Source organism: Endozoicomonas elysicola, from assembly GCF_000710775.1.
Classification (GTDB): Bacteria; Pseudomonadota; Gammaproteobacteria; order Pseudomonadales; family Endozoicomonadaceae; genus Endozoicomonas; species Endozoicomonas elysicola.
The window spans coordinates 4,139,836-4,162,865 of the sequence record NZ_JOJP01000001.1 but is presented as its reverse complement, the minus strand read 5'-3'; the positions used below and the strand labels follow the sequence as shown (position 1 = coordinate 4,162,865).

General features: G+C 47.4%; 22 protein-coding genes. 14 read left to right on the top strand and 8 right to left on the bottom strand.

The features are described 5' to 3' along the window. The 4 genes from GV64_RS17560 to GV64_RS17545 all read right to left on the bottom strand — a co-directional run bounded on the left by GV64_RS17560 (position 1) and on the right by GV64_RS17545 (position 4,004). Positions 1–1,119, bottom strand: coding sequence for a tetratricopeptide repeat protein (locus tag GV64_RS17560; protein WP_157237118.1), 1,119 nt, complete (start codon positions 1,117–1,119; stop codon positions 1–3). Between the two features lie 200 nt (positions 1,120–1,319). Then, entirely contained in the window at positions 1,320–1,622 is a 303-nt protein-coding gene (locus tag GV64_RS17555; protein WP_020584786.1) for a hypothetical protein, read from the bottom strand. Beyond that, complete coding sequence (locus GV64_RS17550; protein ID WP_020584785.1) at positions 1,623–3,149, bottom strand: 4Fe-4S dicluster domain-containing protein; 1,527 nt, start codon at positions 3,147–3,149, stop codon at positions 1,623–1,625. Positions 3,150–3,344: 195 nt separating this feature from the next. Further along, entirely contained in the window at positions 3,345–4,004 is a 660-nt protein-coding gene (locus tag GV64_RS17545) for a hypothetical protein (RefSeq protein ID WP_020584784.1), read from the bottom strand. Positions 4,005–4,236: 232 nt separating this feature from the next. On the opposite strand from GV64_RS17545, the gene GV64_RS17540 reads away from it, so the two are divergent. The 5 genes from GV64_RS17540 (at position 4,237) to GV64_RS17520 (ending at position 8,648) form a co-directional block, all read left to right on the top strand. Then, positions 4,237–5,115 carry an AraC family transcriptional regulator gene (locus tag GV64_RS17540; RefSeq protein ID WP_020584783.1) on the top strand — a complete coding sequence of 293 codons (879 nt, stop codon included), beginning with the start codon at positions 4,237–4,239 and terminating at the stop codon, positions 5,113–5,115. 88 nt (positions 5,116–5,203) lie between these two features. Then, on the top strand, positions 5,204–6,439 hold the full coding sequence (locus GV64_RS17535; protein WP_020584782.1) for a YihY family inner membrane protein: 1,236 nt from the start codon (positions 5,204–5,206) through the stop codon (positions 6,437–6,439). Positions 6,440–6,608: 169 nt separating this feature from the next. Beyond that, positions 6,609–7,793, top strand: coding sequence for a formate-dependent phosphoribosylglycinamide formyltransferase (gene purT / locus GV64_RS17530; RefSeq protein ID WP_020584781.1), 1,185 nt, complete (start codon positions 6,609–6,611; stop codon positions 7,791–7,793). Between the two features lie 89 nt (positions 7,794–7,882). Continuing rightward, positions 7,883–8,383 carry a TlpA family protein disulfide reductase gene (locus tag GV64_RS17525; RefSeq protein WP_157237117.1) on the top strand — a complete coding sequence of 167 codons (501 nt, stop codon included), beginning with the start codon at positions 7,883–7,885 and terminating at the stop codon, positions 8,381–8,383. Then, positions 8,376–8,648, top strand: coding sequence for an acylphosphatase (locus tag GV64_RS17520; protein WP_020584779.1), 273 nt, complete (start codon positions 8,376–8,378; stop codon positions 8,646–8,648). Before GV64_RS17525 ends, GV64_RS17520 begins: the two co-directional genes overlap by 8 nt. A 216-nt stretch (positions 8,649–8,864) precedes the next feature. Here GV64_RS17520 and GV64_RS17515 read toward each other — a convergent pair whose 3' ends face one another. Together GV64_RS17515 and GV64_RS17510 are read right to left on the bottom strand one after the other, a co-directional pair. Continuing rightward, positions 8,865–9,527 (bottom strand): lytic transglycosylase domain-containing protein, encoded by a 663-nt coding sequence (locus GV64_RS17515; RefSeq protein ID WP_236632968.1) that lies wholly within the window; start codon positions 9,525–9,527, stop codon positions 8,865–8,867. After that, positions 9,487–11,205, bottom strand: coding sequence for a proline--tRNA ligase (locus GV64_RS17510; protein WP_020584777.1), 1,719 nt, complete (start codon positions 11,203–11,205; stop codon positions 9,487–9,489). The genes GV64_RS17515 and GV64_RS17510 overlap by 41 nt, the downstream gene beginning before the upstream one ends. Positions 11,206–11,445: 240 nt before the next feature. Between GV64_RS17510 and GV64_RS17505 the strand changes: the two genes are divergently transcribed. Then, on the top strand, positions 11,446–11,895 hold the full coding sequence (locus GV64_RS17505) for an HIT domain-containing protein (RefSeq protein ID WP_236632967.1): 450 nt from the start codon (positions 11,446–11,448) through the stop codon (positions 11,893–11,895). Between the two features lie 132 nt (positions 11,896–12,027). Continuing rightward, a complete protein-coding gene (locus tag GV64_RS17500; RefSeq protein WP_026258601.1) occupies positions 12,028–12,228 on the top strand; it encodes a SlyX family protein in 201 nt (66 codons plus the stop codon). Between the two features lie 72 nt (positions 12,229–12,300). Here the strand turns inward: GV64_RS17500 and GV64_RS26285 are convergent, their stop codons facing one another. Beyond that, positions 12,301–12,930, bottom strand: a complete 630-nt coding sequence (locus tag GV64_RS26285; protein ID WP_020584774.1) for a cold-shock protein — start codon at positions 12,928–12,930, stop codon at positions 12,301–12,303. Positions 12,931–13,695: 765 nt separating this feature from the next. Between GV64_RS26285 and GV64_RS17490 the strand changes: the two genes are divergently transcribed. Both GV64_RS17490 and GV64_RS17485 read left to right on the top strand, forming a co-directional pair. Then, positions 13,696–14,037: an HU family DNA-binding protein gene (locus GV64_RS17490; protein WP_020584773.1), complete on the top strand. Its 342-nt coding sequence runs from the start codon at positions 13,696–13,698 to the stop codon at positions 14,035–14,037. A 206-nt stretch (positions 14,038–14,243) separates the two neighbouring features. Beyond that, complete coding sequence (locus GV64_RS17485) at positions 14,244–15,518, top strand: OprD family outer membrane porin (protein WP_020584772.1); 1,275 nt, start codon at positions 14,244–14,246, stop codon at positions 15,516–15,518. Positions 15,519–15,569: 51 nt separating this feature from the next. Here the strand turns inward: GV64_RS17485 and GV64_RS17480 are convergent, their stop codons facing one another. Next, positions 15,570–16,613: an OprD family outer membrane porin gene (locus GV64_RS17480; protein ID WP_020584771.1), complete on the bottom strand. Its 1,044-nt coding sequence runs from the start codon at positions 16,611–16,613 to the stop codon at positions 15,570–15,572. Positions 16,614–16,974: 361 nt separating this feature from the next. Between GV64_RS17480 and GV64_RS23955 the strand changes: the two genes are divergently transcribed. The 5 genes from GV64_RS23955 (at position 16,975) to aspS (ending at position 22,980) form a co-directional block, all read left to right on the top strand. Next, complete coding sequence (locus GV64_RS23955; protein ID WP_020584770.1) at positions 16,975–17,451, top strand: CDC27 family protein; 477 nt, start codon at positions 16,975–16,977, stop codon at positions 17,449–17,451. A 91-nt stretch (positions 17,452–17,542) separates the two neighbouring features. Next, positions 17,543–18,958 (top strand): hypothetical protein, encoded by a 1,416-nt coding sequence (locus tag GV64_RS17470; protein ID WP_020584769.1) that lies wholly within the window; start codon positions 17,543–17,545, stop codon positions 18,956–18,958. Positions 18,959–19,169: 211 nt separating this feature from the next. After that, a complete protein-coding gene (locus GV64_RS17465; protein ID WP_020584768.1) occupies positions 19,170–20,618 on the top strand; it encodes a hypothetical protein in 1,449 nt (482 codons plus the stop codon). A gap of 242 nt (positions 20,619–20,860) precedes the next feature. Further along, entirely contained in the window at positions 20,861–21,133 is a 273-nt protein-coding gene (locus GV64_RS17460) for an FmdB family zinc ribbon protein (RefSeq protein WP_020584767.1), read from the top strand. A 62-nt stretch (positions 21,134–21,195) separates the two neighbouring features. After that, the gene (aspS, locus tag GV64_RS17455; protein ID WP_020584766.1) at positions 21,196–22,980 is read left to right on the top strand and encodes an aspartate--tRNA ligase; all 1,785 of its coding nucleotides are present in this window, start codon (positions 21,196–21,198) and stop codon (positions 22,978–22,980) included. Positions 22,981–23,030: the final 50 nt, after the last annotated feature.

Below are 23,030 nucleotides of genomic sequence, written 5' to 3'. Positions count from 1 at the left end.
TTAAACTCCGGTTGTAACAAAAGTAATCGGTTCAGCGTGTTCAGAGCGAATGACTTTCAGCTCTTGATGAAAGTGGTGAAGGTAGTGATCGGACAGTGTCGTCAGTTTCTGGAAAACGAGTTCTGCATCTGACCAGTGTTGCAAGTGATAGTGGGCAAGAAACAGGTGCTCAAGACACCAGTGATCGTTGTCATCAATACTCAGCAGTATGTCCAGGTCGTCAAGGAGGGGTTGCCACTGTCCCGACGCAGCGAGGGATTTCGCCCGGAAGTGCAGGACATCAAAGCTGCTTTCGGCGATCTCCAGGTAGGCCGAAAACTGGTCAACAGCGGTTTCATGATCTTCTTTCGCCGCTGAATACAGACCGTGCAGTCGATAAAGTTCCGGTGAAACAATCTGATGTGCTTCTACCCGCTCCAGCCAGATACCGACATTGTCCAGATCATTCAGTGCCATATAAGCACTTAAGGCGGTGATGTAGGCGGGTGTAATGGTCTGGTTGCGTTGAAAAACCGCTTCACACTGACTGACTGCCAGCTCAAACTCACTTTGCTGGTAATAACAACCGGCAAGATTTTGATAACCGCCAACAAAGTCCGGCGCCAGCTCGGTGCAGGTTTTAAAGGATTCTGTCGCCTGCTCCATGTTCCCTGCCAGTAACAGACAGAAACCTCGATGGTAAAAGGCCAGATGGTTATCGGGGTTCAGTTCACAGGCGTTGTTGAGGCTGTCCAGTGCCTGTTCCTGCTCACCCATCTGCTGGAAGATGAGACCACGTTTCAATGCAATCTCGTCGTCGGGTATTTTTGACTGAGCATGATTAATCACAATCAGTGCAACCTGACTCAGCTGTACCTGCATTAACAGGTTGAACAGCGCTCTGAGCTCATCCGGAGAAAACCGCTCCCTGCCCATCAGTTCACTGATGACCGATGCAACCGTTTCATGCTCCAGCCAGTCCTTATGGCGCGGGTCCTCTTTCTGGGAGAGGTTACTGAACTGACTGGAGAGAAAGTTAAGTCGGGTTTCCAGTCGCTCCTGAAGCTCTGGCTCTGAAATAAACGGGTGTGTTTGCTGCTGAAGCTGTTGGAAGAGCTCCAGCCATTTTTGAGAAATCATGGGCATACTTGGTGGCAATTTCGCCAGAGCGATAAAATGTTGCCCATCATAAGGATCAGCAGTCTGCTTAAAAGGTCAGAAAATACCGGAAAAAGGTAGAAAAATGCCCTTGGGGTAGGTTTTTGATCCAGGTCAGTAATTACTGATCTGTAATTAAGATGAGGCAGGCGCTGAATTAATAATAATTCCGCGCCTATTGATTATGCGTTACGGAGTTTTAAGATGAGCTGCAGGAGTATTACACCCGCGATGATCAGTCCGGTACCGACAAAACCAAGGAAGTACCAGCCTGCATTGCCTTCATTTTCTCCCAGCAGGGTGAAAGCGCCGGCAACGGTCAGGGCAAAGCTGAACCACCAGCCACCGGCGAGGGCCCATTTCCACCAATTCATATTAAGCCGATAGTGTTTTGCCCATTCATTGGCGCCGGCAAATACCAGCACCTGTATTGCACCCAGTACCATCCAGAAAAGAGGGTCGAGCAGTGTGGATTGTGGAAACATTTAGAAACCCTCCCAGTTGCCGTCGTATTCCCAGGTTTTTTCTACATCCAGATAGTTTTCGGTGCGCAGCCATTCCGGTGGTTCGTGGTAACCGGCAAAATTACCGCCGGTCCAGTCTGGGTGGTAGGCCTCCGCTTCCGGGTAGTAGAAGAAGTTGTGCTGCATGGCCAGCAGTGCTTTACGAGTGATTCCGGATGGGTCCCTGGGGTCCATCTCTTTCACCACGGTGTGAATCCAGTTGTTTTTCCGGGTGTATGGGCATACGGCGATGCATATGCGACAACCCTTACCATTATCGGTGGGTGCGGTACTCCAGAAACGGAAGCAGCTGTCCTGGTTGAACTTGAATTTTTTATAGCCACGGACAACATCGTCAGGCTTATCCGCCTGAGAGATGGATCCACTTGGGCAGGCATCTGCACAGATTTTGCACTCTTCACAGAACTCCCGCATGTGGAGGTTCACCGGCTTGTCAGGCTCAAGATCGAGGTTGGTAATCACTGCCGCCAGACGAATGTTCGGGCCCAGTTCTGGTGTCATCAGGCAGCCGTTTCGAGAGGCCTCACCCATGCCGGCCTGAATGGCAATGGGTGGCAAAATGACTTCATAGTCACGACCAGGCCATTGTGGGCGCCCGGCATAACCCAGTTCACCCAGCCAGGCTGTCATCAGGCCGGTCGCCATACGAGCCCGGAAATAAGCGTCATAAGACGTAGAATAGCCAGCAGCGGCATACATTGGGTCCCAGTTCATAGGAGCGCCGAAGACAATGATGTTTTTCCAGTGCTTGGGCACTTCGTCGCCCCAGTTCCGGTTGCTGCCCCCCATGCGCATCATGTTTTTAAAGACGAAACTGTGATCCAGTTTGGTGATACCGACAATGCTCATGCCAAACTTGAAAGCCATCTGTTTGACCAGTTTTGATGCGTGGGCGGGTGACTTGAATTTTGCCGGTTCTCCCTTAACCCACTTGAAGTCATCAACATCCGGGTGTTCATAGGGAACCGGAGGGAAGTTGGCGGTCATCAACCCTTTGTCGTAGGCATTGCCATAGGCCCAGGCCAGAGCGAAGCGATCTCTGTGTTTTCCCCGGTGCTGGCTGCGACGGTCCATTTCCACAAACGCCTGTAACATTTCCGGCCAGCGATCAGGATGTCGTGAATAATATTCCCGAACCCGCTCATCCTCGATGGTTTCCCAGCCGTTATTCGGGTTCCAGCCATCCATAATGGCCTGACCAATAACCGGGTAACGGTTGAACAGGAAATCACTCCATTCAGGCCGTTCTACCGGACCAACGATTTCCAGTGTCGGCGCATGATCCACTTCAAAAGGCTTGCGGTTAAAGAACATGTCTTTACCCGCTTCAGTCCGGCCCCAGCCGACATTGGCATCAGGGTCCCGCCCCAGTACAAAACCTGCGCCTGCTGCTGCACCCAGTGTGGTGCCTGCTGCGGCCAGCCCCCCAAATTTAAGAAAGTCTCTTCGTGATGTGTTGAAGCCATCACGCGTGCTGCTGTCAGTCACGGCTACTCCATAAGTCCGGTATTATTACGGTTATTAAAATGAGATGCAGTGTACGTAGTAGGTATTCATCTGAAATGGTCAGATGATTCCCTTTGGTGATCATTTCGGGACTTTCGACAATATAATTGACAGGTGTCATATAAGTTGGCGGCCAGCTGAGTCTGGTCCGCCGGATTGGGTTTCTGTCAGAATGCGCTAAAACTTGACGGATCCCCCCAGCACAAAAGCACTGGTTTCCCCATCTTTCTGGTCACGATACTCAATGTATGGTTGAAATCCTTTTCTGTTCCAGGCGATCTGAAACTCATGATCGGTTGAGTTTACTTCCCATAATTTCGCATGGTTGTATTGGAGCGTGGCCGGAAGGTTTGACAGTTTGTAAATGAGGTAGGTATTGGTATAGACATCGTCGTCTTTAGTGCCCGTCTTATCAATATGAAAGCGGGTGCGATGTTTAAAGGAAAGCTGGTCGTTAAAAAAATACCCGGCTTTTACCAGAGGACGCGCTGAAACAAGCTCTCCCTCCAGCATGGTATGATGGTAACCGGCAGCGATCCAGAATTTATCGGTGAGATTGTATTCCTGTTCCAGGCCAACGGTGACAAATGGACTATTGCCTTTTCGGCCTTCAACAACCTCGCCTACGACAATACCATCGAATCGACCAAACAGCCTCATCCGTCCGCGGTCAATGTTATTCACCAGGAAATGATTAAACTCAAGCATCATGCTTGCGTCGGTGCCATTCATTTCAGGATCGTCATGAAACTGAATATTACCGGTTACCAGGCTGAAGTCTGCCAGAGAAAAGAGGGGGGCTGTGGTCAGTAATGCCACCAGAAGAAAACGCTTCACTTACATTTCCTATAGAATTTATTGACGTTTCCTTATTATTTTGCTGACGTAATTTTATTTTAATCGGATGTTATTCTTATATGTTTGATACTTGCCGACGGTATCTGAATTTTTTATATCCATCTGGTTGAATTTTGTGCAATGCCTGTTCTTTGAATAATTATTAACCTTCCTTATTGCAAACATGGTAGATTCCAGCTGAGCATCCACCGTTTAGTTTTCATCGTGCTATATGCAACACCGAGATATTGACAGCGTTTACCTTTCCGAGGCGACTGAGGGCAGTAATCTATACCTGTCTTCTATGGATCAGTTTTATCAGCTCAGGTTGTCTCAGGCTATCAAGCCTCACCGGATCTGTTTTAATGCGATCATTTATATTACTTCCGGTAAGGGTGAGCATTTTATTGATTATAAAAAGTACAGCCTGAAACCCGGAACCGTTTTTTTTCTTTCCCGATACCAGGTTCATCAGTTTTGTTACAACCCTTCCGTTGCTGGCTTTGTCCTGTCATTTGATGATGAGTCTCTGCGCCTTAACCGGGATGACTCATGTCAGGATTTCATGATGACCTCATTATCTTCCATTAACACGCTGGAAGATGAGGACTTGTCGCTGCTCAGTTTGTTTCAGGCGATTCAAAGCGAGATGATCAGTGATAGTCCGTTTTACAGCGGAGAAATTGTGAGAACCCTGCTAAGAACCATAATGCTGAAAACGGTGGTCAGGCAGTATCGATCTTTGATGGAGCGCTGCTCGGATCATGCTGGTGGGAATCCCTACGACCAGCTGAAAGCGCTAATCGAGTCTGAGTTTCTATTTTCGCGTAATGTGAGCCAATATGCGGCTGTCTTGGGAGTGACTGGAAAACAACTGAACAAGATTGCCAGGGACAATACCGGCCACTCGGTGAAGGAGCTTCTGGATATCCGGTTGTTGCAGGAAATCAAGCGACTGTTGGCATTCAGTAATGAACCCATATCGGAAATTTCACAGAAAACCGGGTTCGATGCTGCGACGAATATGGCCAAATTTTTCCGCAGGCACACTCAGCTCTCGCCAAGGCAGTTCCGGCTGGTCTGTCGTCTGAATGGTGTTAACAGAGCCTGAGACTTAACTGCAATATTTTATTAATGGGAAACAGATTTTTCCCGGATGGTTTGTTAGCATGGTTGCTCCGCATGACAGGAAGTTTTTTATGGCAATGGTTCCTCAACTCTGGTTGTCTCTCAAAAGTTTTGTCACGGCGGTTATTAAACGCTTTCTGGATAACCGGTGTATCGAAAATGCAGCGGCACTGACCTATACAACGCTGTTTGCTGTTGTGCCATTGATGACAGTGACCTACAGCATCCTCTCGGCGGTACCCAGCCTTCAGGATGTTGGGGACTCCATTCAGAACTTTATCTTCGAGAGCTTTGTCCCGTCTACCGGGGAGATGGTTCAATCCTATCTGAACGATTTTTCCAAACAGGCCAGAAAATTAACCAGTATTGGTATCGCTTTCCTGCTGGTCACTTCCTTTCTGATGCTGAGAACCATTGATAAGGCTCTGAATAATATCTGGCAGGTGACGCATGTTCGTCGGGGGATGTCCGGTTTTCTGCTGTACTGGGCCATTCTCAGCCTAGGCCCGGTTCTGTTGAGTGCTGGCTTTCTTGCGACCTCCTATCTGGCTTCTCTTAAGCTGGTTTCTGATACCACGGCCATTCTGGGTGGAGAGCAGTGGCTTCTGCGCCTGATGCCCGTTTGTCTGAGTACATTAGTCCTGACCTTACTGTATACGGCTGTGCCCAACAGGAAAGTACCGGTTCGTCATGCGCTGGTCGGTGCGGTGTTTGTTGCCATTCTGGTTGAACTGGCCAAGGTCGGTTTTACCTTGTTTATTACTTTGTCGCCTACCTATCATCTGATATACGGTGCCTTTGCAGCAGTGCCTCTCTTTCTGCTCTGGGTGTATCTCAGTTGGTTGATGGTGCTGTTCGGAGCGGTATTGGTCCGATCGCTTGACCTTTATGGTAAGCAGTCCCGTGGTGAGCGCCCACACCCGCTGATTTCGATTCTATTAATCCTTAAGCAGTTGCAGGAAAAGTTTGAGCAGGGCCAGGGGTTACATTACACCGATCTGCAGAAGCGTGATCTTCCGGTTTCACTTGATGACTGGGAATGTCATACCTCCCGGCTGATGGAAATGGGGTTGATCAGTAAAAATGATGGTGGTGAATGGATTCTGGCCAAGGACCTTCGGCAGATCAGCCTGTTTGCTTTCTGTGAGCAGTTGCCCTGGCCGATGCCTCAGGATGAGCAGCTTCAGAATATACTCATTACTGATGAACCCAATTGGCTCTCTGACTTAGTTCAAAGAGCTCAGGCAGTGAACAGTGCTCGTTTGGAAGCACTGGATTGTTCACTGGATCAGTTATTGTCTAAATGACCAGTGGATCCTATTGCTCTAAAAGTGATTGATCAGCAAAATAATGCCCTGATCATCCCACCACTATACCCGAAGTAATTTGGAGTTGCAGATAGGGGGCAAGAGGGCTTTGCCCACATCCCGGGAGCTTCAAGTATGACGGGGATAAACCCTTCTGGAGTAATACCTGATGGTATCAATCGGAACACCTTTGGCGTTGTCAGCAACCCGTGTGTTATTGCTGGGTGCAGGCGAGCTGGGCAAAGAAGTTGCCATTGAGTTTCAGCGTCTGGGTGTTGAAGTCATTGCAGTAGATCGCTATGCCAATGCGCCTGCTATGCAAGTGGCTCACCGCAGTCGTGTCATTGATATGCTTAACCGTGAAGCCCTGTCAGCATTGATCGAGGAAGAAAAACCGCACTATATCGTTCCGGAAATTGAAGCCATTGCTACTGATGTGCTGGTGGATATTGAAAAGGCCGGAACCAGTGTTGTTGTTCCCTGTGCCCGGGCTACACAGCTGACCATGGATCGTGAAGGTATTCGTCGTCTGGCTGCTGAAGAACTTGGACTGCCCACATCGGCCTACCGTTTTGCTGAATCAGAACAGGCATTAAAAGAAGCAGCAGACTGGGTTGGTTTTCCCAATGTGGTTAAGCCAGTGATGAGTTCTTCTGGCAAAGGGCAGACTGTGCTGCGTGAAGCAGCAGATGTTGCGACTGCCTGGAAGCATGCGCTTGAGTCAGGTCGGGCTGCAAAGACCCGCGTAATTGTTGAAGGTTTTGTTGAGTTTGACTACGAGATAACTCTGCTGACGGTTCGTTCACGTCAAGGAACGCTTTTCTGTCCACCGATTGGTCATCAACAGAAAGATGGCGACTATGTTGAATCCTGGCAACCTCAGCAGATGTCATCCGTGGCCCTGGCGGAAGCTGAACGGATTGCTGGTGCTATTACCGATGCGCTTGGAGGTTATGGTGTTTTTGGGGTAGAGCTGTTTATTAAAGGCGATGATGTCTTCTTTAATGAAGTATCACCAAGACCCCATGACACGGGTATGGTCACCATGATTTCCCAGAATCTCAGTGAGTTTGCACTGCATGTTCGTGCTATTTTGGGATTGCCGGTGCCTGGCATCACTCAATATCGCCCTTCAGCATCGGCAGTGATTAAGGTCAGTGGAAACTCCACAAGTCCGGCCTTTGAGAATCTTGATCAGGTGCTGTCTGTGGCTAATACTGAATTGCGTCTGTTTGGTAAACCTGAGCTGCACGGGGCTAGACGGATGGGGGTTGTGCTTGCGTCGGCTGAGTCTGTTGAGCTGGCACGGGAAGTTGCCCTCGAATCGGCTGGTAAAGCCGTTTTTATTGGCTAATGGCTTTGACAAGCTGACTTTACGGAAGGGGTGCAGGTATTCTTATGTCTGTACCCCTCTGTGGTGAAAGTGTGTGTCTGGAGGTATTCGTGAAGATAAAAAAAACGTTGGAATACTTTCTGGTTTTTTTACTGTTCAGTGCTCTGGTGGCCTGTACCAAACCAGTTACCTTTACTGATTTAAATGGGGAACCGGTCTCCCTTGCCAGTGAGCAGGGGCAGTGGCTGGCTCTTAATTTCTGGGCGGAATGGTGTGATCCCTGCCGTGATGAAGTGCCAGAATTGAATGAGCTGGCCAGTGATGGTCAGGTTCGAGTGCTTGGTGTCGACTTTGACAGCAGTCAGGGGGAGTCACTGGTCAATAAGGCAAAAGCACTGGATATCCGTTTTCCTGTGCTGCAGGAGTCCCCACTGACAGCGTTGAATATTCCTCCTCCCCAGGTTCTGCCTGCGACCTATATTATTTCGCCAAAAGGCAAAGTAATGGCCAAACTGTTTGGCCCACAGACTAAGCAAAGCCTTGAAGAGCAGGTTCAACAGCTAAGTCAGTCGCTAACTCTACAACAGCGGGAAGAGTCCTCCAATGGGTGATATTTGTAAAAGGGCATTTGTTGAAGGTCGGGTGCAGGGCGTCTGGTTTCGAGGCTCGACCCAGGAGAGAGCTCGTCGACTGGGCATCAGTGGCTGGGCAAGAAATCTGCCGGATGGCCGGGTAGAAGTATTAATGTGTGGTCCGCTGGATGCTGTGGAGAAACTTGAGTTGTGGCTTCATAAAGGACCACCTTTAGCCAAGGTGCTTAATATTACGATTGCAGAAGAATCCCTGCAGGTATTCGACTCATTTACCACGGGTTAAGAGACTGTTTTGGATCAATGGCACTGATTTAAGAGTGAAAGCCTTGCCATACGTAGGATTTAAGGCGCCCTACGATTGAGAACCACAAAGAGCACAAAGGAAAAGATGTTCTTTGTGTGTTTTGTGGTTCCAATTCAAATCTCTCAACCTGTATCAATCCCCATGTTTTCGGGGCTTTTAAGCTTAAGTCAGTGCCATTGATTTTTGGATAGCCTGCTAATTCACTACCCAGTGGCGCTCCCAGTTGTTTAAGACCCGCTCTGGATACCAGGTTTTACCCAGGCTTCCGTTATATCTGGCCAGTGCCCTGGTCAGGTTACCCTTCTCTTTCTCAAGGTAAAAGCTAAGGATTGTGCAGCCATAACGCAGATTGGTCTGAATCTTAATCAGGTTGTCCTGGTTTCTGCCAATCACATCTTTCCAGAAAGGCATGATTTGCATCAAACCCTGCGCTCCAGCTGATGACACCGCGTATTGGTCAAATGCGGACTCTGTTTGAATCAGAGCCAGCACCAGTTCTGGTTGCAGTTCCACCTTTGAGGCTTCGAAGTGAATCATTTTGAGCAGCTGAAGACGAAGTTCCGGGTCTTTAATAAACCGGGCGAGTCTGGCTGACATATCAACCAGCCATACCTCTGCTTCAAACTCATCATCAAAGCTACTGGATTGATCCAGTGAACGGGACAATACCTCCTGCAGTAATGGATCTTGCCACTCCGCATGGGAGGGAGGGGTAGCTCCAAAAGTAACCGCAACCACCAGAACCAGGGCCCTGATCAGGGCTCTGGGTCTGGTGGTTTGTTTTGGCAAAGCGCCTTCAGCAAATAATAAAAAGCTGTTAGCGGGTAATACGGCTTTTGAGTAATTCGATGATATCACTGAGCTGAACGTCTTCTTTATCGGTGGCGGTTCGGTGTTTATATTCCACCATTCCATCGGCCAGTCCACGGTCGCTGAGCACGACGCGATGGGGAATACCAATAAGCTCCATATCGGCAAACTTCACCCCGGGGCTAGCTTTTCTGTCGTCCATCAGAACTTCAAAGCCTGCTTCAGTCAGCTCTTGATACATTTTCTCCGCAGCATCACGAACGACTTCGGATTTCTCAATCTTCAGAGGTACCAGTGCTATCTGGAAAGGCGCAATGGCTTCCGGCCAGATGATGCCGCGATCATCATAGTTTTGCTCAATGGAGGCAGCAACCGTTCTGGACACGCCGATGCCATAGCAGCCCATCGCCAGTGGAATACTTTTGCCGTTGTCACTGAGAACCGTGGCATTCATTGACTCGCTATATTTGGTGCCCAGCTGGAAGATATGCCCCACTTCAATACCGCGCTTGATATACAGTGTGCCTTTACCGCAAGGGCTTGGGTCGCCTTCTTTGATGTTGCGCAAGTCTTCAATACGACTGAAAGAACAATCACGACCCCAGTTAATACCGAAATAGTGTTTTCCTTCGATATTGGCACCGGCACCGAAATCCGCCATTTTAGCGACAGTACGATCCACAATCACAGGGATAGGGCTATTCACTGGACCAAGAGAGCCCGCGCCAGCACCCATGATTGATTTGATCTCTTCATCTGTAGCAAATTGCAGAGGAGAGGCTACGTCGGCAAGATTTTCCGCTTTTATTTCATTCAGCTCATGATCACCGCGAATCAGCAGGGCGACAAACTCATAGTCAGCTTCTTCTGCCGCAGAAACGATCAGGGTTTTGATGGTTTTCTCAACAGGGAGATTGAATTGCTCTACCAGTTGGTCGATTGTCTTGGCATCGGGTGTATCCACCAGTGTCATCTCTTCAGATGGCGCTGGGCGATCACCTTCCGGAGCCAGAGCTTCAGCTTTCTCAATATTGGCGGCATAGTCGCTCTGATCACTGAAAACAATAGCGTCTTCACCAGACTCGGCCAGTACGTGGAACTCCTGAGAACCACTGCCACCGATCGCACCGCTGTCAGCCTGAACTGGGCGGTACTCCAGGCCCAGACGGTCAAATATGCGGCAATAGGTGTTGTGCATATTCTGGTATTCTGCTTTCAGACATTCTTCAGAAGCATGGAAAGAATATCCATCTTTCATCAGGAATTCACGGCAGCGCATCAGGCCAAAACGGGGACGGCGTTCATCGCGGAATTTAGTCTGAATCTGGTAAAGATTAATGGGCAGTTGCTTGTAGCTGTTCAGATCATTGCGGGCAATATCAGTGATGACTTCTTCATGGGTTGGGCCAATGATAAAGTCACGGCCATGGCGGTCCTTAAAACGAAGCAATTCGGAGCCAAACTGATCCCATCGACCGGTTTCCTGCCATAATTCAGCTGGTTGAACAGCGGGCATCAGTGTTTCCAAGGCACCGGAGCGGTTCATCTCTTCCCGAACGATATTTTCAACTTTTTGCAGGACTTTCAGACCCAGTGGCAGCCAGGTATAAAGGCCAGACGCCAGTTTACGGATCATGCCTGCGCGCAGCATCAGCTGATGGCTGATCACTACCGCATCGGCAGGTGTCTCCTTGAGGGTTGGAATCAGGTACTGACTGGTTCTCATGTGTTGTGTTACCGGGTTATTCAAAAAAAGTATTCAAAAAAGGATAAGTCAATTAAAGCGCCATTTTAAGGCCAAGCGGTTATTATACCAACCGCTGTTTCAAAATCCCCTGTTGTTGATCATTTGTCTTAAATATCCTCGATATATTCATACAACTCTGGCTATACAGGTGGAATGGAACTTTACGGTTCTTTTGAAAACAAACCTTCTATATTTAATTTTCAGTGGATGGGTTGTGCTGTGAGTGACTTTGAACTAGATGCCCAGCTGGCAAAAGATTGTGTGGTTGTTGGTGACTTTCCCGTGTGTCGATTGCTGCTGATGAATGATAGCCATTACCCATGGCTTATTCTGGTGCCTCGTATTAAGGGGGCTGAAGAGATTTATCAATTGGATGAAACTACTCAGCAACAACTGCTTTTTGAGTCATCTTTTCTTGCAGAAATTCTGCAGGTGCTGTTCTCAGCAGAAAAAATGAACGTCGCAGCGCTTGGGAATGTCGTTCGACAGCTCCATATTCATCATGTCGTTCGCTATAGCCATGACGCGGCCTGGCCAGCGCCGGTATGGGGTAAGCAACCTGCTCAGCCCTATAGTGCAGAAGAACTTTCAGAAATTATGAAAAAGCTGGAATGCGGAATAGCAGAAATGCCATCTTTTCAGTGGGCTCATTCTGATGAAATGAGGTAAATTTGGAAGGCTGAAGTTCAAGGAGTAGACTGCGCACATTAATCCACTTCCAGTCGCTCTTTAGGTGGAACTGCTCAATCTTTTTTATCTGCTGGAAGTGGTTTGGCCGGTTGCCTGTGGGAGTATCAAATTATGCAAGACGAACTGCTTGAACTGCAAACTCAGTTGAGTTACCAGGAAGATACGATTGGACAGTTGAATGAAGTGGTGACTCGGCAGCAGAGAGATATTGAGCGTTTGACGGAGGCAGTTGCTCAGCTGAAAAAGCAATTTGAAGAGATGGCTGCTGAACAGCTGGAAAGCCAGGAAGAGCTACCTCCTCCTCATTATTGATAGTGATTCAAATCGCTTTTAATTCTTTTGGCTGGGGACGCTATGCCACCAGCCAAAAGATAAGTTCTAAGCCTATCTGCCTTTTGGTGCGGCAATCACATCTTCCGCCTGAAGTCCTTTGTCTTTTTCTACCACAGTGAACTCTACTCGTTGTCCCTCACTCAGGGTACGATGGCCTTCACCGCGAATGGCGCGATAGTGTACAAATATATCATCACCCACATCGCGAGTGATAAAGCCAAATCCTTTAGTGACATTGAACCATTTGACAGAACCGGTTTCCCGGTCGTTGGTTTCCCAGTCAGAGCCGTCCTTAAACTCAGGCTGTGAGGTAAACAGGTTGTTCAGGCTGGCTAAAACATGAAACAAGGTGCCAGAACTGATCGTAAATAGGGTAATCTGGTCAAACGTAACTCCGGAAATCATCAGTGTGCTGTTATAGGCGAAGCCCACAGCAGCGGCGATAGCTGAGAATAGCAGGATTGATCCGATTACCTGGAGCCATCGGTGAACACCGTTACGCCTGCAAAGGTAGGCTCCTGACATCAAATTAACCAGAGCGGCCATAAGCAGCAACGGAATAACAGGGTTGCTTGGGTTAGCAGTCTCAGGGGATGGTTGATACAGTCCGGTGATGCTGGCAATGACGAGAAAGAAAGCCAAAAGACCCGTAAAGAGGTGAAAGAGTTTTAAATGTTTCAAGGCATGTTCCCTTTATTTGTTATCAGTATCAGTTGAAAACATCGAGCCCTTCTTTGAGTAAGCATTTCTGAACTGCAGTTACCCGTGAAAACAATATCTGCTGTAAAGCTGCCGTGCATTTTGAATCAGCACTACTTCAACAGCCCTCTGGTTACAACTTGAGCCCGACAAAACACGTTGTGCTACTTATTTCTGATGGAACACATGGTTTCCAATGTTAAAGGTTAATGTACCGTTATGATGCGTTTTTCTCAAATGTTGACGGGTTTATTGAAGGTTTGGCGTGACTCAGCATAGTGCAATGGTGACTTATCTATACAGAGATAAACCTATAAATACCGTTATCAGGTCTTGAGTTGCCTACTTAACAGTTTGATTGAGTCTGTTATTTAGGTGTGAATCTTTTGGTAAAAAATGCTCGACGTGGAAAAATACCAATATTATAGTGGTATTCAGTACCTTGAATATCTAATGTTACCGCCTTCTATATGTAGTTTGTGGTCTTGTATAGATTGTTTAGAGGCTGTTGGTTGTGTTTAGATGAAGTTATGCTCATGGAGTGATAAGGCTTGTAAGTGTCTTATTGAGAATGGAGGTACGAAATCCGCCTGGTGCCGTCGCAGGTAATGCAGTAGCTGATCGTTGCCGTTAGTTGGAAAAAAGCAGTTCGCTTTATTTCAGACAGCAGCATAAACATTGGCAAGCACTGAATGCCCTGGTTTATAGGGATGGTTTAAAGGGAATTTTCATCAGGAGAGTATGACTATGGCTGCTAAAAAAGCGTCCGCTATCAAGGAAAAATACAGCAAGACCCAGATGCTTTCAGAGATTTCAGAAAATACCGGGCTTAGCAGAAAGCAAGTCGGTGCGGTAATGGATGAGCTGGGAGAACTGGTTGAACGCCATATTAAAAAGCGGGGTTGTGGTGAGTTTACGCTGCCTGGACTATTAAAAATTGTGACCAAGAAAAAGCCGGCGCAAAAAGCCAAAAAAGGTGTGCCTAATCCGTTCAAACCGGGTGAGCTGATGGATGTGCCAGCCAAGCCCGCGTCTATTCAGGTTAAGGTGAGGCCGCTGAAAAAGTTAAAGGAGTTTGCCGCTTCATAGTTTGTGTAATAAGGCAGAAAATTTAAAGAAGTTCAAAAAAGGGGCGATAACGCCCCTTTTTTTATGGTTGCAATTTGATCGGCGTTATAGAAAAATGATTTCACATTGCGAAAAGGACGTATATCGCCAAGGGGAACTGCTTATGTCAGTTGGTGGTAGTCGCAATAATAAACACAACACAAAGTACACAGGGAGCAATTCCGATTATGAAAACCCTCGCTAAAAGCGCACTGGGTGTAGCCGTTGCTGCGGCTGTTGCAGCTACTTCTGTTCAGGCTTCCGAAGCTGTGACAATGGATCCAAGCCTGACCTTTACTTACAAGAACTATTACTTCCATACCAAAGACAAAGAGCCGGGCGGTCAAAAGACGAATGATTGGTCGCATGCTTTGATTGCCGATTTCGATTCTGGGTATGTCAATGATCTGGTGGGCGCTGTTGTAACTGCCGGTTACGCAGGCCCGCTTGATGTTGATCCAGGTGCTGCAACTAACGTTCCTGGCGGTGCTGACGGTAAGGGTGATGCTATCTCAGGATTTCAGCAGGCCTACCTGAAAGCTCAGCACTCTTTCAGTGGTGTTGATTTTGACGGTACTGTTGGTGTTAAGAAGCGTGGTCTGGAAACTTACTCCGACTCCGGCTCTCGTGTATTGTCTGCAAGCTCTACTGGTTATGACCTTTCTGTTGGTGCTGAAGGTGCTAACTTGTACTTCACCGAAATTACTGGCTTCAGTGAGCGTACTCAGTCTGGCTTGAGCTTTGACCTTGATGATGGTAATGACAACGCTGTAGAAAATATTCGTATCTTTGGTGGTAATTACAGTTACGAAGGTCTGGACCTGGTTGCTGAGTATGGTGAGTCTAAAGAATTGATCGAACAGCTTTTTCTGAAGGCAGGCTACAGCTTTGAGCTTGATGATATGAGCTCTGTTGATTTGGACGCTCGCTACGGAAAGTCAAAAGCCAATGGTAATTTGGCTGCCAATGATCCTGAAATTGGCGCTGACTACAAAGCAAAATACTATAACCTGAATGCTTCTTACAATTATGGTAATGCCTATGTAGGTTTGGGTTATAACAAGACCAAAGATGGTGATTACATTGACGCTTATGTCGATGGGAATAGCGACAACTTCAACTCCAGTCTGGCTCAGTGGGAAGACTACTCTCTCGCTGGCGAGAAGGCTTATGTTGTTAGTGGAGGCTATAACTTTGCTGATCAGGGGCTTGAAGGTTTGAGCTGGGATGTTTGGTATGCCAAGGGTGATGATGCTGAAGAGATTAGTGACTTCAAACGTCGTGAGTATGGCAGCTACATCTCTTATGCATTTGATGGCTCTTTGGAAGGCCTGTCTCTTGCGTGGCTGTATGTAAACTATCGGGCTCAGGGTGATGCCGGTGTTGATACATTCCGTGAAGACACTCTGTACGATGCGGACGTAAACCGTCTGTACCTGACTTACTCTGTTGCTGCATTCTAAGCAGTTACTAGCTTAAGTTGAAAAAAAGAGGGCTTTGCCCTCTTTTTTCGTTTAAAAGGTACTGACTGAATAATCCAGGTAGACCCTTAAATCAGAATTGCCAATTGTCGTCGATATTTCATTTTCTGAATTACCTATTTCCCTGAGCGCATTGTCTGCTAGGTACTGCGCATACTGAAGCTTCAGCCCAAGCCCCTTTAGTTGGGGCTTTTGAAACAGATAGCCAACCTCGAAATTGTGTTCACTCTCTCTGTATTTTTCAGTGAATTCCGGGTGATTGGCTTTTATATCGTTACCATAGGTGTAGGTATAGCCCAGCGTTAACCCTGGTGCACCAATCTGATGGAAGTTATAGGCAATGCCAGCTTGCCAGACTTTCTCACCGTTGAAGTTAAAGTCTGATATCTGTCTTCGGGTCCAATAACTCATGCTATTCACATCAAGGGTCGATGCGTGCATGGCCGAGTAGTCAAATACACCCAGCGTATTTTTTTTCTGTGCATCCACCTGGCTGAACGAAGCGCTCAGAGACAGCTGATTGATGGTTAGCTGTGCGTTGAGGTTGTATAGGTTTGCTTCTGTATCAGAACTTCCCGTTGTTTGTGGGCTGTTTTTAGGATTACAGCTTTCCTGTCCTCGATAAAACTGCCCATCCAGCAATAGTTTTGAATTGTCACTCAGGCTAATAAGGTAATTCAGGTTGGCAAAATAAAACCTGACTTCTGAATCGTTTTCCGCGTAGGCCAGCTTGGAGCCCAGTTCATTGTGCTGGAAACTGAATGCTGCTCCTGTTATGGGTGCTCTTTCGGAATTATCATTGACAGTCAGCCGAATAGGCATGACGGAAAAGGCGTTGCTGCTGGAATCCGATGTTAGAAAAGTATTGGGTGAATACTCCCGGGGTGTGGCGAAATGCTCAAGTGGGTATTGAGTGTTTATATTATGGGGGTGTAAGTGCCAGGTACTGTCCTGGTAGCTCTCAGCCGCTTTTGATGTTGTAACGAAAAAAGATGTTGTACCCACAACAACTATGGCAACAAAGGCAGTAAATCTGACTAGTTGCTCAGATAGTGTCCCTACATTGTGATCATTCATCAAAATAAAACTCCCGATTATGATTTTATTAAATGGTGTTTTGCTGAAGCGGTAACAGGTATCAATAGCGGGAAGTTGATAATGGAATAATAAAAACAGCTTATATAATTAAGTCTGATAACTGGAATCATCATTTGCTAAATAGTAATTAAGCACTGATTGCTGATTTTTCAATCTTTATTTTTGTGGGTGAATCTAAAATAATTACAAAACAAAAAAAACTTATAATCTTTTGATTTTTAATTATATTTTCTGGTTTCTTCGTTTTGCTAAGACTAATGAACAATGGGAGTAAATATAAACTGGTTATAATTGAATAATATCGTAAATCTTTTTATCAGGGATGAGGCTTTCGAGGGTTATGGATAATAAGGCTGACCAGCCGTCCTCGGCGTCACTTTGGCTGGCTTTTCTGGCTAAAGGCGGCACCATGAAAGAAATTCGCAAAATGGACCAGAGTCAACTTGATGCAATGTACAAGGTGGCTTATGCACGCTTTAATTCAGGGCAGTTCAGAGACGCATTGAAGGTTTTTCGCTATCTTTGCCTGCTTGATCATACCTGTTACTCCTACTTTCTGGGTTTGGGGTTATCACAATACGAGCTTTCTCAGTTTGCCCAGGCTGCGGCAACACTGGCTCATGCGGAAAAGCTTGATGAGAAAGATCCCCGGGCTTCTTTGATGATGGCGAAAAGCTTTATTGAAATTGAGCGGTGGCCACTGGCTCAGAAAGCCTTGGCAGAAGCTGTTTTGCGGGCAAGTCAGTCGGCACGTTGGAAAGACGAGCTTCAACAGGCGAAGAAGCTTATCAGTTTTGTAGGTAATAAGTTGCACTGAGTGCATTTTGAAGGGACGTTTACCACCCAGGAAAACAACCAGGTTTCCGGGGTAGTTTTCAGATATAGAAGAACCCATGGAGGGAGTTATTATGTCGAACCCAATTGGAGAGACGGGGAATACACAAACAACAACAACGAGCCCCGTTACCACCACAACGGGTACGGAATCTACTGGTTCCGGCAGCACAGTAAGTAGTGGTTTCAGTACAGAAAACTCTGTTTCACAAACTGAGGGTGCCGGTTCAGAAAACAGTCAAGGCGGTGTCTCTCTGGACTCTCCGGAAGAGACCTCTGCAACTAGTACCAATCTCTTGCAGCAGGCGTTCAAATCCAGGCTCGAAGGTTTTAGATCTGTTTTTTCAAATTTCAATGCGCAGTTCACCACCGGTCAAATTGATTTGTCGGATACCCAGACGTTGCTGCTGGTGTTCAGGGGGTTGATCAGTGATATTAAAGCGCTGAACAATGCTGAGAATATCGATAGTGTATCTTCAGAGCGTCAGCTGCTGCAGGCCCAGAGGGCTGAAATTTCCAAAACCCAGATAGAGATTGATAAGAGTCAGGCTGTCATTGATACAAAAAATCTTGAGCTTCAGGGTAAGCAACAAACCCTGACCAGTAAGCAAAGTATCAATACCGAAGGGATGACAGATACTGAGAAAGCGCAATTACAGTCTGAGATTGATACATTACAGTCTGAAATCGCAGCGCTCAGTGGTGAAATTTCAACCCTGGAGTCACAGAACCAGACACGCCGTGTTCAGGTGGCTATCAGACAGGCACTGCTTGTCATTACACAGAGTTCAGAGTTAATTGCCGGAGCTTTTGCTGTTACTCAGGTTAAAAGCGAGGAAGACGAGGATCTGGAAACTGGTGAAGAAAAGCTGGATGCGCTTGAGCGCGAGTTACAGGAGCTGGATGCCCTGTTTTCCCGAGAGGAATTAAAGGTCAGACTCGCAAAGGAAATTTTGTCTGACTTTAATCAAGAAGTGATTCGAGAGTCTGATCGTTATTCTGAAAGTATCCAGCCTCAGGGGCTGGCGGCAGAGTTGAAGGCATTGCTGAGCCCTCAAGTGGTCAGTAATCTGTTCAGCGTGTTTTCGGCGCAGGATACTTCTGCATTGGCTGCTGTGAGCAGTCAGGCGTCACCATCTGAGCAACAGCTAGCAGATGCTGCTGAAGGCTTAGCACTTATTCTGCTTGCGGAGCCATCGGTGACTGCCAGTGAAGAAAACCCCGTTGATCAGCCATATCTTGGTGATAGTATCAGCCTTGAGGGAGCCAACAACCCGCAGGCGTTTGCACTACTTCTTTTAAGGGAGCGGATGGCTGATATTCAGGAGGCTCAGGGCAAGAACTCAGGTGGGATTGTTGTTGATTCTGTAGGGGCTAATCAATTAGCCCAGTGGCTTGAAGCTGAAAGAGAAGTTGATGCAATGGTTGTAGAGACCACTAAGGATCGGGAGCGGTCTGAAGCAGCCATTTCGAAGTCTCAGCCAGTGTAAAGCCAGCAGATACTTCTGGTCTTTGTGTGTCAGTGGGTTTTCAGGAGCCTGTCGGGCTCACCACTGACCTATAAAGCCGGACTTTTTCTCGCTACGGTCGGCTGAGTCTGACAGGCTTCTGGCAGGTTTAATCCTGTGCTTGTAAATGATTAATGAAAATATAGAGGGTGAATCAATAGTCTATTGACGGTTATGCAGGGGGGAGGTTGTTATGTCAGGATCACTGAACGGAGTGGAAAATAATCAAGCTGATGGGGTTTCCACTACACAGGAAATGCAAGGTTCAGCCGCCCCAGCTTCAATAAAAAGTGTCAGTAGTGGCTTTGATAGTAACAACTCCATTTCCTTCTCCAGTAATGGTAAAAGCGCTATTGGTAGTGATGATTCAGTCGCTCTTGACTCTCCTGACAGTGCTCAGCTGTCCAGCTCAGACTATTTACAAAGGTCATTTCAGGCAAGGGTTGAAGGGTTTCGGTCAATTCTCGCAGATTTCAACTTGCAGCTTGACTCTGGTGCTATTGATTTATCCGATACACAGACATTATTAATGGTGTTCAGGGGTATGCTGAATGATATCAAAGTATTAAATAGCGCGCAGAGTATTGATTTGATATCAGCACAACGACGGGACTTGCAGAATAAGCGAATAAAAATTGCAGATATCAAATTGAATATCAAACAAAGACAAAATGAAATTGGTGGCCTGGAACAGACTCTTAAGGTCAAAAATAAAGATATTCAGGAAAAAGGTACGCGGTTGACTGCTAAGTCTGCGGCGCTTGCTTCAGCTGAGTCTGCAACACCTGTGGATCAGGCGTTGGTGCGTAAACTATCCAATGAAATTGCACAGATTCAGCGGGATATCAACGGTCTGCAGAGCGAGGTCGGGAGTTTGAATCTGGAAATAGCCGATCTTAGACACTTGAATTCTGTTGATCATCTTCGAACGCAGTTTCTTGATGTATTTATTCATTTTTTTGCAGCTCAGGAACAAGGAGTATTTGCGATCAAAAAACTGCTGTTTAGCTCTTTGAGTCAAGAGAGCAGGGCGTCACTTGACTCGGGAGAACGTGCTCTAGATGATCTTGAATTCGAGCTGTTACGGCTGGAAAAAATATTCGAAAGTGAGGCCAGTCTTTTGGTGATTGCTAAAGCGCTGAGTCGGGAGCAGGCGGGGGATTTGACTAAGAAAACACGCAAAGATGTCCAGCCGGATGAGTTGGCTGCAACCCTGGAAGGTATATTAGCTCCATCGTTATTGAGAGAGGTCTACAGTCTTGTTTCTTCGGCTGACCTTTCACCTGAGGCAATCACGCCGTCGATCGACAAGGGTGTGGTTGATACAACACGGGCTCTTTCAGTAATACTGTTAGCTGAGCCACCAGTTGGTGAGGATGATGAACCAGAGAGTCAGCCGTATTTGGGGGATAACCTGGCTCTGGAAGGGGCGGATAATCCAGAAACGTTTGCCCTGTTACTCTTGAAAGACAGGATGGGGGATATTGCCGATTTGCATCCGGTCATTGATGGTGATGATGCTCGAATCCATTACCTGGCCAGACTGTTTGATGTTGAAGGTGTGGTTGATGATATGGTCATCAAGGCTTTGAAAGATAGTGAGCGTTCTGAAGCTGCAATTCGGAGGGCCAGTAAAGCCTGATTGCTCATGATTTCATTCTGTGAAGGCCGTACTGAGTATCAGTACGGCTTTTTTTATTTGACAACGGCTGACTCCGCGTATCTTTGGGGTATAATGGCCGTTTTTCTATAAAACCGTAAACTGGGAGCCTGTCGGACTTAAGCCGATCGCATAGAGAAAATGGCCAGATCCGGCTTTTTCTCTGTAGGTCAGTACTAAGTCCGGCAGGCTCCTGATTGTGAGTAAAGGGTAGGCCAGCTTAAATGCCGATCTATGAGTACCAGTGTGAGCAATGCGCTGAAGTGACTGAAGCCATTCAAAAATTCAGTGATGCGCCATTGAGTGATTGCCCGGCCTGTGGTCAGCCAGCTCTGCAAAAACTGTTAAGTGCACCTGCCTTCAGGCTGAAAGGGGGTGGTTGGTATGAAACCGACTTTAAAGGAAGCAGCAAGAAAAACCTGTCTTCCAGCGATAACCACTGTCCAGCCAAAGATAGTAAGAGCAGTTGTGGTGGTTGCCCGGCAACCAGTGATTGATGTCCAGATAGCTGATAGCTATTCGGGTGAAGTCTGTTTGAATTCCTGATTTGAGGTATATTATGCGCAGCCATTATTGCGGCGAACTGAATCTTTCCCATGATGGGCAGGAAGTCACCCTCTGCGGTTGGGTTCATCGCCGTCGTGACCACGGTGGCGTGATTTTTCTGGACCTGCGCGATCGTGAAGGCCTGGCTCAGGTGGTCGTTGACCCCGATACCGAAGAAGCATTTACTCTGGCTGACAAAGCTCGAAGTGAATACGTTCTGAAAATTACCGGTATTGTTCGTCCTCGTCCGGAAGGTACTGTCAATACCAACATGTCTACCGGGGCAATCGAAGTTCTGGGTAAGCAGGTTGAAATTCTCAACCAGGCCCAAACTCCTCCGTTCCAGATCGAAGGTTACACTGACGTCGGTGAAGATGTGCGCCTGCGTAACCGTGTTATTGATCTGCGTCGCCCTGAGATGCAGGAAAAACTGATTCTTCGCAGTAAAGCAACCTCTGTTGTGCGTCGCTTTATGGAAGATAATGGCTTTCTGGATATTGAAACGCCGATGCTGACCCGCGCGACACCAGAAGGTGCTCGTGACTATCTGGTTCCCAGTCGTGTTCATCCTGGACATTTTTACGCTCTGCCACAGTCTCCACAGCTGTTCAAGCAGATGCTGATGGTGTCTGGTTTTGATCGTTACTACCAGATCGTTAAATGTTTCCGTGATGAAGATTTGCGTGCGGATCGTCAGCCTGAATTTACCCAGATCGATATTGAAACTTCATTCCTGGATGAAGAGCAGATCATGGGTATTACTGAATCTCTGGTCAAAAAACTGTTCACAGAGGTGAAAGGTGTAGACCTTGGCGCTGAGTTTCCGCGCATGACCTATGCCGAAGCCATGAGCCGTTTTGGTTCTGATAAGCCTGACATGCGCATTCCTCTGGAGCTGGTGGATGTGGCTGATCTGATGGCTGGTGTCGATTTCAAGGTATTTAAAGGACCGGCGGAAGACCCAAAAGGGCGTGTAGCCGCTTTGAAAGTCACCGGTGGAGCTGAGCTGAGTCGCAAGCAAATTGACGACTATACCAAGTTTGTCAGCATCTATGGCGCGAAAGGTCTGGCCTGGATCAAGGTGAATGAGCTGGAGAAGGGCGTTGAGGGCCTTCAGTCTCCTATCATCAAGTTCCTGGGGGATGAAGTTACTCTGAATATTATGTCCCGTATCGGTGCTGCTAACGGTGATATTGTCTTCTTTGGTGCGGATAAAGAAACCATCGTCAATGAAGCTCTGGGTGCTCTGCGCTGCAAAGTGGGTGAGGATTTGAATCTTTACACCTGTGACTGGGCGCCATTGTGGGTTGTTGACTTCCCGATGTTTGAAGAGACTGATACTGGATCTTTGACCGCGCTGCACCATCCATTCACTGCACCAACCTGTACTCCTGAAGAGCTAGAGGCTAATCCTGCCCAGGCACTGTCTCGTGCTTATGATATGGTTCTGAATGGTTACGAAGTAGGCGGTGGTTCCGTCCGTATTCATCGTCAGGAGATGCAGCAGGCGGTATTCCGTGTACTGGATATTCAGGAAGAAGAGCAGCGTGAAAAATTCGGCTTCCTGCTGGATGCGCTGAAATACGGTGCACCTCCTCACGGTGGTCTGGCATTTGGTTTGGATCGTCTGGTGATGTTGCTGTGTGGCACTACCAATATTCGGGAAGTGATTGCTTTCCCGAAAACCCAGTCAGCTTCCTGTTTGCTGACTCAGGCACCGGGTGAAGTGGAAAGTCAGCAGCTCCGTGATCTGAACCTGCGCATTCGTCGTGATCCGGCTTCTGCAACTAGTCACTGATTAATAATGGCAGTCGCTCTTTTGTGGGTTCTCTTGCAAAAAGTGATTGC